The sequence below is a fragment of the Microbacterium wangyouchuni genome, assembly GCF_054072595.1.
Genome location: NZ_JBSVRM010000009.1, coordinates 57,653 through 73,081, shown reverse-complemented (window position 1 = coordinate 73,081; position 15,429 = coordinate 57,653). Strand labels below are relative to the sequence as shown.

The window sequence follows — 15,429 nt, the reverse complement described above, 5'->3', positions numbered from 1 at the left end:
CGGGGCGGATGCTGTGGCATCCGCCCCGACAGAAGGAACAGTGTTACTTGATCGCAGCCGAGACGTCGTCGACAAGCGTCTGCCACGTCGCGGCCGGGTCTGCGCCGTTGATGATGGCCGCCTCAGCGATTCCCCAATACTGGAAAACAGAGCCCATCGCCGGGATGGCAGGCATCGCGACAGCGTCAGCACCGACGGCCTGGAAGCCGGCGATGATCGGGTCGGATGCTGCGGTGTCAGCCGCTGCGGTGAGAGCGGGGAGGATGTTACCGGTCTCGAACAGCGCGAGCTGAACCTCTTCGGTGCCGAGGTAGTTCACGAGGAAGTCGTTAGCGGCAACCTTGTTGTCGGACTGCGAGCTCACGAAGAAGCCCTTCACACCGGCGAACGGCGAAGCGACCTGATCGGTCGGGCTCGGAACGGAGTCGATGGCGACGTTGATCCCTGCGTCGACGGCTGCGCCGACGTTCCACGGGCCGGTCAGCCAGAAGGCAGCCTTGCCGTCGAGGAACTGCTGCTTGGCGATCTCGCCGTCGACGTCGGTGTTCAGCGTGCCTGCGGCACCCTGCGCGCCGAGCCACTGCGCGAACGCCGTGCCGCCTTCGCTGCCCAGCTGCAGGTCGGCTGCGTCATACGCGCCGTCAGCGTCGGTACCGAAGACAGGTGCGCCGAACGCGGTCTGGAACGGGTACAGGTGGTACGGGTTGCCCTCGGCACCCTGCTCAACGACGAACGGCTGGTCGAGGCCGGCAGCCTTGCCCTTTGCGATCATGTCGTCGAAGTTGGCCGCAGCATCCGGAATCAGATCTGTGTTGCGCAGCACAGCGATGTTCTCCACCGCGTAGGGGAGCATGTAGACGGTGCCGTCGTAGGTCGCCGCCTGCAGCGCGACGGGAAGGTAGTCGTCGGCACTGTCACCGAGTTCGAGAGGTGCGACGACGCCGTTGGTGGACAGCTCGCCCAGCCAGTCGTGGGCGCCCATGGTGATGTCGGGACCCTTGCCTGTCGGCACCTGCTGGATGTAGTCATCCTTGATCGTGTTGACGTCCTTGCCGACGATGTCGACCTTGACGCCGGTCTTGTCCTCGTAGGAATCGGCTGCGCCCTTCAGCGCGTCAACGCGCTCGGCGTCCACCCAAACGGTCAGCGTCGACGTCGCGTCGCTGGATCCGCCGTCGGCGTTGTCACCCTCGGGCGCTTCACTTCCGGTGCTGCAGCCTGCAAGGACAAGTGTGGAAATCGCGGCAATCGCGCCGAAGGCGACGATGCCTCTCTTGTTCACCTTCATTGGTGGAGCCTCTCTGATGCTGTTGGCGCCTGCAAAACTGCAAGCGCTTACAGTATGCAATGAAATCTTCCACATGCGCAATGGTTCGGGATGCTGATATCAATATGTAATCTGCGGCAACGCTGCATCCACTGGTCTGGAAGCGCTTCCAAGAACGCCCCTGATTCGATAGGCCCCACGGAGACATCGAGAAGATGACGCACGAAAGCGCCGCCTTTCCTGGCCCCGAGAAGCACCAGTGACAACGCCGGGCGCTGTCGCGTTTCGCATCGATGCGCCAAGATGAACCGCATGGATGTTTTGAGTAGCGCAGAGAAGCATCAGCCATCCGGACCGCTTGCCACAGGCCGTGCCCCTCGACGCTCAGGTCTCCGCGTCGGAATGGCCGTCATCGCTACCTGCGCGGCGCTTACCCTGACCGGTTGTGCGCCGTCTGACTCCGCCTACGCCGTGCTTGACCGCGACGCACAACCAGCGGATGAGGTTCCAGAAGCGCTACCCGCCTATGCCTGGGATACGGCCGATCCGACAACAGCGAGATTCGTTGGAAAGCATGACGGAACGTCACTTTGGCTCACGCGAGGCGGTGACAAGGCCAATGCTTGCCTCCTCGCGTACGTGGACGAAGATGCCTGGATACTCAGCTGCGGCGGGAGTGGTTCGTCGTTCGGTGCGGATGGAGTCGCCGGGGCGTTCACCGTCGTACCGGACGGCGCGCCCAGCCCGGACGGAATGACGCAGATATCAGACAACGTGTTCACAAGCACCACTGAGCAGCCGTAGAGCATGGGACCAGATGGATATGAATCGGTTACCGCAGGTTCCGCCTGACAGGAGGGTGATTCGCCTGTTTCCGGACTATGGTCGTCGCTACCCGCTCTGGGAGAATTCGACGCCGACGTGGGATGCCGGTTACACCACGACCCCTGAGACGTACGGCCTATCGCCAGAACTCGCACAAGACCTCGAAGGCTGGCAAGCACTCTGGGAGACCCACTGCGATCCGCTCGAAGGGTGGAACAGCGAAGCGAACGCGCAGAAATGGCTACGCGACGGTCGCTGGCTGGCAGATCGACTGCAAGACGAAGTCGCCTCCTTCGCCGACGTCAAGGTCGAATTCGGCTGAATCTCGCGCGATCACTGGGCAGCTCAGAGCCGCGGTCTCATCATTGACCGGTGGTCGCGCTTTCAGCGCGCGGGATCGCGGGCGCTTTCACGCTCGTACCGGACAACGCTCCCGGCCCTGACGGGGCGACAAAAATCTCAGAAAATGTGTATACGGCGGGCGCTGGCTAGACTGGCGCCATGGCAGACTCATCGTTCGACATTGTCAGCAAGGTCGACCACCAGGAGGCGGAGAACGCCCTCAACCAGGCGCGCAAAGAGATCGAGCAGCGCTACGACTTCAAGGGCACCGGAGCATCGGTCGAGTGGAGCGGCGAATCGATCCTGATCAAGGCGAACACCGAAGACCGTGCGAAGGCCGTCCTCGACGTGTTCCAGTCCAAGCTCATCAAGCGCGGCATCTCGCTGAAGAGCCTCGAGACGGGTGACCCGTTCGCCAGCGGCAAGGAGTACCGCATCGTCTCCACGCTCAAGGACGGCATCTCCTCCGAGAACGCGAAGAAGATCTCGAAGATGATCCGCGACGAGGGACCCAAGGGCGTCAAGAGCCAGATCCAGGGCGACGAACTGCGCGTGCAGTCCAAGAGCCGCGACGACCTGCAGGGTGTCATCGCGCTCCTCAAGGGAAGCGACCTCGACGTCGACCTACAGTTCATCAACTACCGCTAGGAAACGGGTGCGATCGCGGAAACGCGGTAGGCGCAGCTGAGCGTCAGTCAAAAATGCGTGCGCCGAGATTCTCGTCTTCGGCTCTCGCGTTCAGGCGGTCGCCGAGGGCTACCGCGCGGACCTCGAAGCTTACGTGCGCGCGGCGCAAAACCTCGGGCGGCTCTAGCTAACCTCACCTGTCCCTGAAATGACCTCGGGTCAGTCGGTCAGCGCTGCCCGACGCTTCAGGTGCAGAAACCACACAGGACGCCCATAGTCCTTCTGGACCCACGGCCAGAACGCCCACCAGATCAGCAGCGCGGCCCCTGCGCCCGCCATCACGCCAGTCACAGCATCGGACAGCCAGTGCGCGTTGATGAGTGTGCGCTGCCAGATCATTCCAACGAGAATCAGCCCACCGAGGATCGCCCAGCCGATCCGCAGGGTTCGGTAGCTGTGCGGGATGAGCGCGAGCACGCCGACGACGAGCACTCCCGCGGCGACCGAGTGTCCGGAAGGGAATGATCCATGGTCCACCTCGAACAGCGGGCCAAATAACCCGCTGATCTGGTCCGCAGAGGGGCGTGGCCGATCGACCAGGTTTTTCATCACCTGTGAATACAGGCCGAGTCCAGTTAGACACGCGGCGAAAAAGAACAGCGCGGATCGCCACCGACCGACGAGGGCGAGCGTTGCGGGGAGCAGGATCAACATGAACAACCCACCCGCCTCCGCGCCGAGCTGCTGGAAGAACATCGCAAGAGGCTGCTGGTACACCGCACTGTCCGGCGATGCACCCACGAGCGCGCGCCAACCGTCATCGACGGTCTGCGTGAACGGATGCTCCGCGTCGATTGCGATGAGCAGACCCATCACCACGAGCACGGCAGTAAGTCCGAGCGCCCACCCCAGCAACGCCGCCGGGCGGCGTGCCTGAGTGAGTTCGTGCGGGAGTTCAGACGTCTTCGTCATCTTGGTACCTTTGTCTGGTTAAGGGTCAGTTGAACAGATCGGTCCGAGCCAGGGCGTACAGCGTGGCGTGTCCGCGATCGCGCAACCCGTTGCCGACGCCCACCGGGTCGACGTCATACGCTGCATTCACCTGACCGACAGTCGTGTTACCGAGCATCGCCAGCATTAGATCGTTGCCGTAGCGCAGCCCGAGGGCGGGATCCATGAACCCGCCGAGAACGGCATCCGATGACACAACGCCGTCGAAGCCCCACTCACCGCGCAGCACGTCCTCCAACAGCGCCTCGTTGCCGCCTGCCCAGCGCCCGCCGATGTTGATGAAGGATGACATCGCACCGTGCGCATCGGCCTCCTTGACCGTGATTTCGAACGGTCGGAGATAGATCTCACGCATAGCCTGCTCGTCAACGAAGACGTTCACCCCGCTGCGCGCATTGGTCTCCTGCTCGTTCAGCGCGAAGTGCTTCATGAAGGTCAGCACGTTCTTGCTCTGCGCGCCCGACACCATCGCAGCGCTCATCGAGCCCGACAACTCCGGATCCTCCGAGAAGTACTCGAAGTTCCGGCCACCGAACGGTGTGCGGTGGATGTTCATACCGGGGGCATACCAGCCCTGCACGCCATAGGCGTTGGCCTCAGCGCCGACGGCCGCGCCCATCTCGTAGGCTAATTCCTCATTCCACGTGGATGCGATCACCACCTGTGTCGGGAAGGAAGCTGCGGTGACCTCGCTGAACAAGGAGTTCAGCCCGGCGGGACCGTCCAGCAGGATGGCCGAAGGCACACCAAGGCGCTCGACCGGCTCGGTCTGGTACGCACCCTTGGAGAAGAGCGCGGTGAGCTCCTCCCGCGTGAATTGGTCGAGGAACGCCTCCCACTGCGGGTCGTCGAAGTCGAGCCCGACCATGTCTTCGAGACGGAGTCCGTTGTCGACACCGTAGAGCGGCTCCTCACCTTCAGTGGCCTCGAACGTGGGGTTCATGAAGGCGAGCAACTCATCGGATGCCGTGGTGTTGATGTCCGAAGAGTCCGGGTACGTCCCCTCCCAGTCGCTACGCGACAAATAGGTCAGGTCGCCGTCGGCGAAGCCGAACCTGTTCTCGAGCGCGACGCCGGTGACAGCATCCGTGTCATAGATGACTTCCTCGCTCATCTCCAGGGGGAAGACGGCAGCGGGCGTGTGCACGTCCGCACCGACGATGATCTCGTAGGTTCCGGCATCCAGAACATAGGCCTCGCGCTCGGCAGCATCCCACGATGCCATGTCCCGCACGGCGAACGTGACGCTCACGGTCTCTGACTGGCCAGGCTCGAGCAGCGAGGTCTTGGCGGATCCGGCGAGCGCGATCGACGACTTCTCGATGCCACCGGGGATGTACGGCGCGGAGTAGTAGACCTGCACGACGTCCTTGCCGGCGATCTCCCCCGCGTTCGTCACCGTCACATCTGCACTGATCGTCTCCCCGTCGAAGATGGGGGCATCCGCCTGCCAAGTGAAGTCCGTATAGCTCAGGCCGTAGCCGAAGGGATATTGCACGACGTCCTCGTATCCGGCCTCATCACCGTCGTAACGGGTCTCGTAGTACCGGTATCCGACATAGATCCCCTCCTCGTAGTCGTACAGACCACGGGAGACGTTCTCGTACTGGAAGTTGCCGAAGTTCTCCGTGGCGGGGGCGCTCTCCACGTCGTAGGCGTAGGTGTCGGCGAGATGGCCGGAGGGGTTCACCTGGCCGCTCAGGATCTCCGCGAGCGAGACAGCGCCCTGCGGTCCCGGCGTTCCGATCCACAGCGCCGCCGTGATCTGCGGATACTCCTCGAGGAAGCCGAGCTCCATCTGGTTTCCAGAGTTGATCACCACGATCACGTTGTCGAAGTTGCTCGTGACGACCTCGAGCAGCTGGTTCTGGCCATCCGTGATCCGCAGTTCATCGGCGGTGAAATCAGCACCCTCGGTTCCGTCGTTTCCAATCACCATGACAGCCGTGTCGGAGTACTCCTTCGCCTGAGCGAGCACACTGTCGGTGAGATAGTCCGGTTCCGGCTCAGACTTCTTGGCGCTGCCCGTAAACAGACCAATCATCTGCTGAATGAAGTTCTGCGATCCTTCGGCCGTCTCAGCGCCCGCCTCGCGCATCGTCGCATACAGCTCGGTGTTGTACTCGATGCCCTCGTTCTGCAGCGCGTCGTAGAGCGACACGGCAGCCGACTGATCGGCACCGCCAGAGCCGCCTCCGCCATAGCGCAGATTGAACGACGCAAAGCTGAACACGTTGAGTTTCTCATCGTCAAGCGGGAGCGCGCCGTCGTTCTCGAGCAGGACGATGCCCTCGTCCGAGATCTGTCCGGCAAGCTCCGTGCCATACTCTCGCGCGGCGACTCCCTCAGCCGTGGAGGAGTCCACCTTCACCGACAGCAAACGCTGGATGTCGTTGACGGTCGGTGCGACCAGAACGGCGATGACGATCACGGCAACTGCGGCGATGCCCCAGCCGATGAGCCGGCGCGGACGATGCGCGACCTTGCGGTAGACGCGCTCGCGACGCTTGTCCTCACGGCGTTCGGCGCGCGTCATCTCTGCGCGGCGCGCCCTGCGACCGGCCTTCGCCTGCTTCTTCGCTGCCTTCGCCAGGGCGCGATCCTCGGCCTTTGCCGCCTTGCGGTCGGCCGGCGACATCGCCTTGAGCTCGGCGCGACGCGCTTGGCGCGCTGCTTTCTCCGCCGCCGCCCGTGCGAGAGCATCCTGCTTGATTTCTTTACGAGTTGCCACGTTGCTTCCCTTTCAGCACGTCAGTTCTGTGTATCGATGTCGCGGCGCGCACGACGCCCGCGTCGGTGCGCTCGCCAGGCAGACAGCATCTGCCGCGATCCTCGCCAGAAACGCCCGTTCACCATCACCAGGAGCGCGTCGAGCATTGCCTTATCGACGAGTCCGCCGGACATGCGCTCGATCGAGCGAAACGGCAGATCTAGGGCGAATCGAGTGTTGTTGGCCGCGTGCGGTCGCCCCAGCAGCAGGAACAGATCGCTGCTGCGATCGATCACCGTGTGGAGAAGACTGGCGAAGCCGCCGCGTCCCTTCGTCTGCGCGATGATGTCGTCTCGCGTCAGCGGTCGATCCCTCGGCCACGCCGCAGCGGGCAGCGCGCGGCCGAGCAGCGCGGAGTACTCCGCGTCGCTCGCCCGGCTCACCTGACCGGTCCGGTAGTGGTCCAGCTCGGCGGGCGCACCCGGCGCCGGCCCGCCGTCCACTTCCAGCAGGCTGCGCAGTCGAAGATCGCGTGATGATGCCGCCGCGATGATCGTGTACTGCCCACCGACGGTGCGCCATTCGGATGCTGCCGCGTCGAACACGTCGAAGGTGTGCTCGGCGTAGTCGATCGTCGCAGTGGCGCTCTCGCCCGGCTGCAGTGACACCAGCGCAAAGCCGCCCAGTTCACGCGGTGCCCGGAACTGACCTTCCGCGGCATCCGGAGCCTCGACGTACAACTGCACGATCTCAGCCCCTGTCCGATCACCGGTGTTCGTCACAGTCACCGTGGCCGATGAGCGATCTGCCACGAGATCGGAGTACGCGAACTGCGTGTAGCTGAGTCCGTGCCCGAAGGGATAGCGCACCGGCAGGCCAACCTTGTCGTAGTACCTGTACCCGATGTAGATGCTCTCGCGATGCTCGCTCGTCGCCTCGGTGCGGCCGAATGTCGCTGAGGAAGGGACATCGCGATAGCGCACCGGGTACGACTCCGCGAGCTTCCCGCGCGGGTTTACGCGCCCGGTGAGTACATCGGTGACCGCTCGCCCACCGCCCTGACCGGCGAGATAGCTGTGCACGATCGCATCCACGTCGTCGGCGAATGGTAGCTCGACTGGAGCGCCACCGGCCAGTACAACGATGACCGGAACATTCAGTGCGACCAGTTCGCGCGTCAGTTGTAGCTGGTTCGTTGCCAGTCGCATGTGGGTGCGGTCCACAGCCTCGGCTTCAGCCGACTCATCGAGCCCCAGAAATAGCAGCACCGTGTCAGCACGGCCAGCCAAGCGCAGCGCACGACGCCGAAGCCGCCGTGACGACGTGTCCCGCCGAGTAAAGCCCCGTTCGTAGCCGACGATGTCGATGTCACTGCTTCGCAGTGCGTCCAGTGCCGAATCCACTCGGGTCGGGTTCACGAGAGAGCTGCCTGCACCCTGGTAGCGCGGCGTTTCAGCGAAGTCGCCGATGACGGCAACCTTCCCGTTGGCCGGGCCCAACGGCAGCGCATGATTTTCATTGCGCAGCAGGACGATCGAATGCTGCGCCGCCTCGACGGCCAACTCGTGATGCGCGTCGAGATCGACCGTCGTCTGCTGCGCGCTGGCGTCGGTGCGTGCGATCAGGGCGAGGACCTCGTCGACACGCGCGTCCAGGACACTCTCGTCGAGGGTTCCGGCCTCGATGGCATCGATGATCTGCTGATCGGTCACGCCGCTGGACGAGGGCATCTCCAAGGCGTTGCCGGCGATCAGCCCTGCAACGCGGTCGTTGTTGCCGCCCCAGTCCGTGACCACAAGTCCGTCGAAGCCCCAGTCACCGCGCAGAACGCAATGCAGCAACTGAACATTCTCATTCGCGTACGTGCCGTTAACTTTGTTGTACGAGCTCATCACCGTCCACGGCTCGCCCTCAGTCACCGCGATCCGAAACCCTTCCAGGTAGATCTCGTGCAACGCACGCTCGTCGACGATCTCGTCGATGCTCATTCGGTGCGTCTCCTGGCTGTTCACCGCGAAATGCTTGAGGCTGGCGGCAACGCCGCGAGATTGGATGCCGCGAATCAGTGCGGCAGCCATCTTGCCGGAGACGACAGGGTCCTCCGAGAAGTACTCGAAGTTTCGCCCTGCCAAAGGGTTGCGCTTGATATTCATGCCCGGGCCGAGAAGCACGCTGACCTGCGCGGCAGCGGCTTCGGTTCCGAGCGCGACTCCGACTTGTTCAAGCAGCGCCGGGTCCCAACTATTCACGAGGGTGGCTGCTGGCGGAAAGCACGTCGCCGGGAGGCTGGCGTTCAGCCCCAGGTGATCGGCCGCACCGCCCTGCTTGCGGAGCCCGTGAGGTCCGTCGGTGAGCATGATCGACGCAACACCGAGTCGCGTGATCGGCTTCGTGTTCCAGAAATTCTCGCCCGACATCAAGGAGGCCTTCTCAGCGAGCGTCATGGCAGCGCGCAGATCGACAAACTTCTCTGGAGTAGGCATGCCCAGAAGCGTACCCGAATCTCCACCACGTGGTGGATGTTTGGAGATCTCGATTCGAATACGATGGACGACGTGCCCGCCGACTCACAGAAGAAAAATGCCTCCACCAGCGGCTACGCCACCGGACGTGCCACGAAGAAGGCGATCGTGGCAAGCGCAGCGGCAGCGTTCGCGCAGCGGGGCTTCTACGGCGCATCTCTTCGAGGCATCGCACGCGAAGCCGGCGTAGATCACTCCACCCTTCTGCACCACTTCGGAAACAAAACCGCCCTCCTGCTCGCTGTCATCGAATGGCATGATCAGCAGCAACTTCGCGCAGCGACTCCCCGCAGATTCAGCGCCGAGGCGCTCGTCGACGCATTCACGCACACTGCGGCGAGTAACCAGAGCACACCCGGCCTGACGCAGCTGCTGTCGATGCTGACAGCAGAGGCCGGATCAGAGGGGCACCCGGCACGAGCCACACTCCAACGGCGGCACAACCGGATCCGCACGATACTCACGCTGATGATCCGACGACAGCGTGCGAAACATGATCTGCCTGATGATGGCCTCACCCCTGAGCAACGAGCGGCGCTCGTGATCGCGACCTGGGACGGACTCCAGTTGTACGACGCCCTCCACCCCGGCGAACTGGACGTTCCCGGTTTAGTCCGGCGAAGCCTGCGTGAGGCATTCGGGCTGGATCAGCCGCCCGCATACTGACCACCTAGTCAGACCCCCGCACGCGAAAGCCCCGCCTCCCCGTGGTTCACGGAGATGCGGGGCTGGGACGCGTTGCTGGGGGCAACAGTGGACGTCAACCTCTGCTCGAGCGCTGACGGAAGAAGCCGACGGCGAGGGTCACCAAGAACAGGATCAGGCCGATGATGGCCAGCCACAGCAGACCCTTCACGACGAAACCGAGAATCGACAGTCCCGCCCAAACGACCAGAAGCACGATCAGTAATGTCCACATACCGGCATCCTGACCGTCATCCGCCGCGTTGAACACCCCGTTGACCTGTGCTGCTCCGGCCGCTACGGCGCAGGACGCGAGCGAACCCACCCAGTCACCCAGCGCTCCAACCGCGCGTAGGCGTCATCGCGCGCCTGCTTGCGCGACAGGAATATGTCGTGCAGGGCGCCGTCCACCCGTTCGACAGTGACGGATGCCCCGAGCTTTAGCGACCGCCGCGCGATGTCATCGACCACCAGAACAGTGTCGGCCGAGGTCAGCTCATCCGACCAGCGCGTGGGCAGCACCGAACGCGCGGACAGCAGCACGCACACCGGAACCGGAATCGCGAGCCCGTCACCCACCATGCGATGTCCGTCGAGAATCGCATGCAACCACCCGGCATGCACCACCATCGCCGGAGTCGGCCGCCAGGCCGGATTCGGTTCCATCAGGTCGTCCGCATCGGCCACCTCGGCCTGCGCTCGCGCGTAGAAGCCGAGGTCGATCTGCGGCGCAGCATCCAAGGGCCGCAGCCGCGCCTGCAACTCCACCACCGGAGCGATCGCGGCACGCAGCGGCGCTAGTTGGAACTCCAGCCACGGGGAGTTCAATATGACAGCATCCGCCACATCCGGATGACGGTTCGCCCACAGGCTCAGCACGAGTCCGCCCGTCGAATGCCCCATCAGCACCAAACGGCGCGGGCCACGCGAGGTGTCGGCATCCTCGGCCATCACATCCAGCGCCGCGGCGATGTCCTCGTCGTAGGTCCGCAGATCAGCAACGTACCCGGGTGTGTGACCGTCACGGATGCTGCGCCCATACTTGCGCAGATCCAGCGCGTAGAAGCGCGCGCCGCGCGATGACCAGAACCGCGCCAACCGCTTCTGGAAGAAGTAGTCCGACCAGCCGTGCACGTACAGCACATCGACCCCATCGAGCAGCGGCGGAGCATCCGTAGTCGGCCGTCCGCGCAACCGGCGGACGAACCGCTCCCACCCAGAAACGGGCTGCGCCGCCTCAGGTAGCGCCCGCACCAGCGTCGCAACGACCTCGCCCTGATCGTCTTCGCCCAGCGGGAGGGTGCACTGCTCGAACTCGTCACCGAGGATGTCCGGAACCCACTGCGCCATACTGACCACCCTACTCAGGGTGAGGCATCACTGAACTGCGGCGGCGTTGACTGCCCGGTGCATCCGGCGAGAAGAGCCCTATGCTGGGCGCATCACAACCGGAGGGGTTCGTCCATGTCGCAGGTTCGCAGTTTCGCGATTCGTACAGTCATCGGAATCGCCGTCATTGGCGCCGCGTTCACGCTCGCCGGATGCGCCAGCTCAGACGACGGCGCCGTCGATGGCGGCGAAACCGGCACGCATGTGATCGCCCCCGTCATGGCCGACATCAACGAGATCGATGGAACCACGGTGCAGGTTGCGGAAGGCAACGTCATCGACCTGACGGGTGACGACGAGACCTTCGCAGATTGGAGCGCCAAGCTCTCGGACCCGGCGATCGCGAAGTTCACCCCAGGCGACGACAACGGCGACTTCACAACGAACCCCGGCATCGAGGGACTGAGCGTCGGCGAAACCGACGTCACCCTCGACAACTCCTCCAGTGGCGACTCCGTCACCTTCACGGTGGAAGTGACCAAGCCCACTCACTGAGTCAGCGCCTGTTGCCCCGGCACAGTTGCAGTGCGGATGCACGGATGCAGGGCGAAACTACGGCGTGTCGCCCTGCATCCGTTCGATGGCACTGCAAGTGTGCCGGAAGGCCGCCAGGTGGAGGCCGTCAGGTGGACGCCGTCGGGCGGAGGCCGCCGGGTGGAGATGCAGGGCGAAACTCACTCCCCGCGTGAAATCCGCACCATCTCGTCGCGCGGGACGACCTTGATGCGCACACGCTCGTGCGGCTCACCCAGTGCGAGCTCGTGCTGGTCGAGCCGGTGCCAGCCGTCAAGATCGGTCCACTTCACGCCGCGTTCCGCGAGCAGTGCAGGAATCGCCTCTTCGGCGCTGTTCTCCGGATGCCACCACGAACCCTGATCGTTGACCAGATGCTGCACGGTCTCCATGGCATCAGACTTCGTGTGGCCGATCAGGCCGACCGGTCCGCGCTTGATCCAGCCGGTCGCGTACACGCCGGGCACGCGCTCGTTCGAATCCTTCGCGAGCACCTGCCCCTCGTGGTTCGGGATCACACCATGACGCTTGTCGAAGGGAACGTCCTTCAGCGGCGAACCGAAGTATCCGACCGCGCGGTACAGCTGACCGATCGCCACCTCGCGCAGCTCACCGGTGCTCACGATCCCGCCCGAGCCGTCCGGACGCGTGCGCTCGTACACGATCGCGGCGACCTTGCCGTCGGCATCCTTCTTGATCTCGACGGGCTTGGCCCAGAAGTGCAAATGAAGGCGACGGGATGCTGTGCCGCCCGCGTTGTTCGCCGAGGGCAGCTGACGCCACGACTGCAGCACGCGGTCGATCACCTTGACCTGCTTGTTGCTGGCGATCGCGTTCAGCGAGGCCTCGTCGTAATCGAAGTCTTCGTCGTACACGACCATGTCGACATCACGCAGATCGCCGAGTTCACGCAGCTCGAGCGGGGTGAACTTCACCTGCGCCGGTCCGCGGCGACCGAAGATGTGCACATCGGTGACCGGCGAAGCCGCAAGTCCGGCATGAACGTTGTCTGGAATCTCGGTCGGCAGCAGGTCTTCGGCGTGCTTGGCCAGCATCCGTGCCACGTCGAGTGCGACGTTGCCGTTTCCGAGCACCGCGACCGACTCCGAATCCAGCGGCCACTCCCGCGGTACGTCCGGGTGCCCATCGAACCAGCTGACGAAATCAGCCGCGCCGAACGAGCCCTCAGCATCGGCGCCGGGAATATCGAGCTTCGTGTCGCGCACCGCTCCGGTGGCGAAGATCACCGCGTTGTAGTGCTTCTTGAGGTCGTCGAGGGTGATGTCCTCGCCGAAGCGCACATTGCCGAAGATGCGAATGTCACCGCGGTCGAGCACATCACGCAGCGCATTGATCACGCCCTTGATGCGCGGGTGATCGGGGGCGACGCCGTACCGAACCAGACCATAGGGTGCCGGAAGCTGCTCGAAAAGATCGATCGACACCTCGAACGGGCGCTCGGTTTTCAGCAGGATGTCAGCAGCGTAAATGCCCGCGGGGCCGGCCCCGACGATGGCCAAATTCAGCTTGGTCATGAGTGTCCTTTCGGATGCTGCAGCGATGAGAGTTCGATCAGCTGCTGCGGTCAGCGAGAGATTCTGCGAAGCGGGTGAGCGCCTCAAGCACCGGCCCCTTGGGCAACGGCTTCAGAGCATCAATGGCGTCGCGCGTCCACTGGCGCGCGAGCTCCATCGTCTGCCCAGTCACGGCGTGGTCGCGCAGCTCGGCCAACGGCTCATCGAGGATCGCAGGATCCCCGCCTTCGGCGATCGCCGCTACCCCGTCGTCGATGCGTGCGGCGAGCTCAGCAGCCGCGGCATCCGACTCGTTCTTCAACAGCAGATACGGCATCGTCGGCACGCCGGCGCGCAGATCAGTGCCGGGAACCTTGCCGGTCTCCTCCGGCTTCGCCGACAGGTCGATCACGTCATCCAGTAACTGGAAGGCGACACCGACCTTTTCGCCGTAAACGCGCAGCGGCTCTTCGTACTCGGCCGGAGCATTCGAGAAGATCGCCCCGCCCTGCGTCGCGGCGGCGATCAGTGAGCCGGTCTTGTCGGCGAGCACCTGAATATAGAACTCGATCGGGTCATCGCCGGGCTGGGCCCCAACCGTCTCGTGCAGCTGCCCCAGGACGAGACGCTCGAAGGTGTCGGCCTGCAGGCGGATCGCGCGGTCGCCGTAGCGCGACATGAGCTGGCTGGCACGGGAGAAGAGGATGTCGCCGGTGAGAATCGCGACATTGTTGCCCCACACGGCGTGTGCTGCGGGCACCCCGCGGCGGCGGTCGGCGCCGTCCATGACATCGTCGTGGTAGAGCGAACCGAGGTGAGTCATCTCCAGCGCCTTGGCGATATCGATGACCGCCGGGATGTTTCCATCACCGAGCTGCGCGGTCAGCAGCGTCAGCACGGGGCGGATGCGTTTGCCCCCGGCCTCGTACAGGTAGCGGCTCGCGGCATCCGCAATCGAATCGGCGACGCGGAGGTCTACAGCCAGGCCGTTCTCGACCAGGTCGAGACCCTTTTCGATCTCGTCGGCGACGCGGCGGGCGGCGCGGCCGATGAAAACACGGTCGCTGAAGCCGAGCCGGTTCGCGAGTCGCGAACCCGGGGCGGCAGGGCTCGAAGTCACGGGTTCTACCCTACCGCTGGCTGTGCCATCGGTTTTTCCGCGCGCGGCTTTCCAACACGCGGTTTCTCAGCACGGTGCAGTGCGACGATGCCCATCGACAGGTTTCGGTAGGCGACGTTCGTCCATCCGGCCTCGCGGATCCACGCCGACAGCTGCTTCTGGTCTGGCCAGTCGCGGATCGACTCGTTGAGGTAGTCGTAGGCGTCGCTGTTGGTTCCGGCGACGCGCGCCACGCGCGGCAGGATCTGGGCGTTGTAGAAGCGGTACAGGCCGCGGAACAGCTTGCCGGGCGGGGTGGAGAACTCGTTGATGACGAGGCGTCCGCCGGGTTTGGTCACCCGGAACAGCTCGGCCAGCGCCTTTTTCGGCTGCTGCACATTGCGCAGGCCGTACGACATCGTGACCGCATCAAACTCGTTGTCGGCGAACGGCAGGTTCGTGGCATCCGCTTCGACGAAGGAGAGGTTCGCGAGGTGGCCGTGGCGGCGCTTGCCTTCGGCCAGCATCCCGGGCGAGAAATCGGCCGCGACGATGTCGGCTCCGCTGCCGGCCAGCGATGCGGAGGAGGAAGCTGTGCCCGCGGCCAAATCGAGAATCCGCTCGCCGCGCTGGGGGGCGACCGCACGTGTCGTCGCCGCACGCCAGAAGGCGTCATTGCCGAACGTCATGACGGTGTTCGTGCGGTCGTATCCGGCCGCCACCTGGTCGAACATTCCGCTGACGCGCTGGGGGTTCTTGCCGAGGTCGGCGCGATTGGAGGTCACCCTTCAAGTCTAAGCGCGGGGTCCACCCCTTGTCCCTTCCCTCCCCCGCTGGTTCCCGCCCGTTGCCGCCAGTCCCCGCCCGTTGCGAGTGGGCGCGCGTGGCTCGAAAAACCGCGAAAACCGAGCCACGCGCGGCCACTC

14 protein-coding genes are annotated in these 15,429 nt (G+C 64.2%); 5 read left to right on the top strand and 9 right to left on the bottom strand.

Going from position 1 to position 15,429, the window contains the following annotated elements:
* Positions 1-43: 43 nt before the first annotated feature.
* Positions 44-1,288, bottom strand: coding sequence for a sugar ABC transporter substrate-binding protein (locus ACW5CM_RS14970; protein ID WP_457125483.1), 1,245 nt, complete (start codon positions 1,286-1,288; stop codon positions 44-46).
* Positions 1,289-1,579: 291 nt separating this feature from the next.
* On the opposite strand from ACW5CM_RS14970, the gene ACW5CM_RS14965 reads away from it, so the two are divergent.
* The 3 genes from ACW5CM_RS14965 to ACW5CM_RS14955 all read left to right on the top strand — a co-directional run bounded on the left by ACW5CM_RS14965 (position 1,580) and on the right by ACW5CM_RS14955 (position 3,082).
* Complete coding sequence (locus tag ACW5CM_RS14965) at positions 1,580-2,071, top strand: hypothetical protein (protein WP_457125482.1); 492 nt, start codon at positions 1,580-1,582, stop codon at positions 2,069-2,071.
* A 55-nt stretch (positions 2,072-2,126) separates the two neighbouring features.
* Positions 2,127-2,414 (top strand): immunity protein CdiI family protein, encoded by a 288-nt coding sequence (locus ACW5CM_RS14960; protein ID WP_438255704.1) that lies wholly within the window; start codon positions 2,127-2,129, stop codon positions 2,412-2,414.
* A 179-nt stretch (positions 2,415-2,593) separates the two neighbouring features.
* A complete protein-coding gene (locus ACW5CM_RS14955) occupies positions 2,594-3,082 on the top strand; it encodes a YajQ family cyclic di-GMP-binding protein (protein WP_438255705.1) in 489 nt (162 codons plus the stop codon).
* 198 nt (positions 3,083-3,280) lie between these two features.
* On the opposite strand, the gene ACW5CM_RS14950 is transcribed toward ACW5CM_RS14955, so the two are convergent.
* The 3 genes from ACW5CM_RS14950 to ACW5CM_RS14940 are packed head-to-tail and all read right to left on the bottom strand — an operon-like array spanning position 3,281 to position 9,265.
* The gene (locus ACW5CM_RS14950; protein ID WP_457125481.1) at positions 3,281-4,033 is read right to left on the bottom strand and encodes a phosphatase PAP2 family protein; all 753 of its coding nucleotides are present in this window, start codon (positions 4,031-4,033) and stop codon (positions 3,281-3,283) included.
* Between the two features lie 25 nt (positions 4,034-4,058).
* A complete protein-coding gene (locus ACW5CM_RS14945; protein ID WP_457125480.1) occupies positions 4,059-6,803 on the bottom strand; it encodes a glycoside hydrolase family 3 protein in 2,745 nt (914 codons plus the stop codon).
* 20 nt (positions 6,804-6,823) lie between these two features.
* Entirely contained in the window at positions 6,824-9,265 is a 2,442-nt protein-coding gene (locus ACW5CM_RS14940) for a glycoside hydrolase family 3 C-terminal domain-containing protein (protein ID WP_457125479.1), read from the bottom strand.
* Positions 9,266-9,337: 72 nt separating this feature from the next.
* Between ACW5CM_RS14940 and ACW5CM_RS14935 the strand changes: the two genes are divergently transcribed.
* Positions 9,338-9,970: a TetR/AcrR family transcriptional regulator gene (locus tag ACW5CM_RS14935; RefSeq protein ID WP_457125478.1), complete on the top strand. Its 633-nt coding sequence runs from the start codon at positions 9,338-9,340 to the stop codon at positions 9,968-9,970.
* 94 nt (positions 9,971-10,064) lie between these two features.
* On the opposite strand, the gene ACW5CM_RS14930 is transcribed toward ACW5CM_RS14935, so the two are convergent.
* Together ACW5CM_RS14930 and ACW5CM_RS14925 are read right to left on the bottom strand one after the other, a co-directional pair.
* A complete protein-coding gene (locus ACW5CM_RS14930; protein WP_457125477.1) occupies positions 10,065-10,313 on the bottom strand; it encodes a hypothetical protein in 249 nt (82 codons plus the stop codon).
* Complete coding sequence (locus ACW5CM_RS14925) at positions 10,286-11,338, bottom strand: alpha/beta hydrolase (RefSeq protein WP_457125476.1); 1,053 nt, start codon at positions 11,336-11,338, stop codon at positions 10,286-10,288. The genes ACW5CM_RS14930 and ACW5CM_RS14925 overlap by 28 nt, the downstream gene beginning before the upstream one ends.
* A 114-nt stretch (positions 11,339-11,452) precedes the next feature.
* Here ACW5CM_RS14925 and ACW5CM_RS14920 point away from each other — a divergent pair, with 114 nt between their 5' ends.
* Entirely contained in the window at positions 11,453-11,872 is a 420-nt protein-coding gene (locus tag ACW5CM_RS14920; RefSeq protein WP_457125475.1) for a hypothetical protein, read from the top strand.
* Positions 11,873-12,051: 179 nt separating this feature from the next.
* Here the strand turns inward: ACW5CM_RS14920 and ACW5CM_RS14915 are convergent, their stop codons facing one another.
* From ACW5CM_RS14915 to ubiE, 3 genes are read right to left on the bottom strand one after another with little or no spacing between them, the layout of a single operon-like run.
* Positions 12,052-13,425 (bottom strand): FAD-dependent oxidoreductase, encoded by a 1,374-nt coding sequence (locus ACW5CM_RS14915; protein ID WP_438255713.1) that lies wholly within the window; start codon positions 13,423-13,425, stop codon positions 12,052-12,054.
* Positions 13,426-13,462: 37 nt separating this feature from the next.
* Positions 13,463-14,524, bottom strand: a complete 1,062-nt coding sequence (locus ACW5CM_RS14910) for a polyprenyl synthetase family protein (protein WP_439256314.1) — start codon at positions 14,522-14,524, stop codon at positions 13,463-13,465.
* Between the two features lie 5 nt (positions 14,525-14,529).
* Positions 14,530-15,288 carry a bifunctional demethylmenaquinone methyltransferase/2-methoxy-6-polyprenyl-1,4-benzoquinol methylase UbiE gene (gene ubiE, locus ACW5CM_RS14905; protein WP_438255715.1) on the bottom strand — a complete coding sequence of 253 codons (759 nt, stop codon included), beginning with the start codon at positions 15,286-15,288 and terminating at the stop codon, positions 14,530-14,532.
* Positions 15,289-15,429 lie beyond the last annotated feature (141 nt).

What these genes read in the sequence shown, in the direction of transcription:
- ACW5CM_RS14950 (WP_457125481.1), bottom strand. Translation starts at nt 4,033, where the DNA reads ATGACGAAGACGTCTGAACTCCCGCACGAACTCACTCAGGCACGCCGC.
- ACW5CM_RS14970 (WP_457125483.1), bottom strand. Translation starts at nt 1,288, where the DNA reads ATGAAGGTGAACAAGAGAGGCATCGTCGCCTTCGGCGCGATTGCCGCG.
- ACW5CM_RS14965 (WP_457125482.1), top strand. Translation starts at nt 1,580, where the DNA reads ATGGATGTTTTGAGTAGCGCAGAGAAGCATCAGCCATCCGGACCGCTT.
- ACW5CM_RS14920 (WP_457125475.1), top strand. Translation starts at nt 11,453, where the DNA reads ATGTCGCAGGTTCGCAGTTTCGCGATTCGTACAGTCATCGGAATCGCC.
- ACW5CM_RS14940 (WP_457125479.1), bottom strand. Translation starts at nt 9,265, where the DNA reads ATGCCTACTCCAGAGAAGTTTGTCGATCTGCGCGCTGCCATGACGCTC.
- ACW5CM_RS14925 (WP_457125476.1), bottom strand. Translation starts at nt 11,338, where the DNA reads ATGGCGCAGTGGGTTCCGGACATCCTCGGTGACGAGTTCGAGCAGTGC.
- ACW5CM_RS14915 (WP_438255713.1), bottom strand. Translation starts at nt 13,425, where the DNA reads ATGACCAAGCTGAATTTGGCCATCGTCGGGGCCGGCCCCGCGGGCATT.
- ACW5CM_RS14955 (WP_438255705.1), top strand. Translation starts at nt 2,594, where the DNA reads ATGGCAGACTCATCGTTCGACATTGTCAGCAAGGTCGACCACCAGGAG.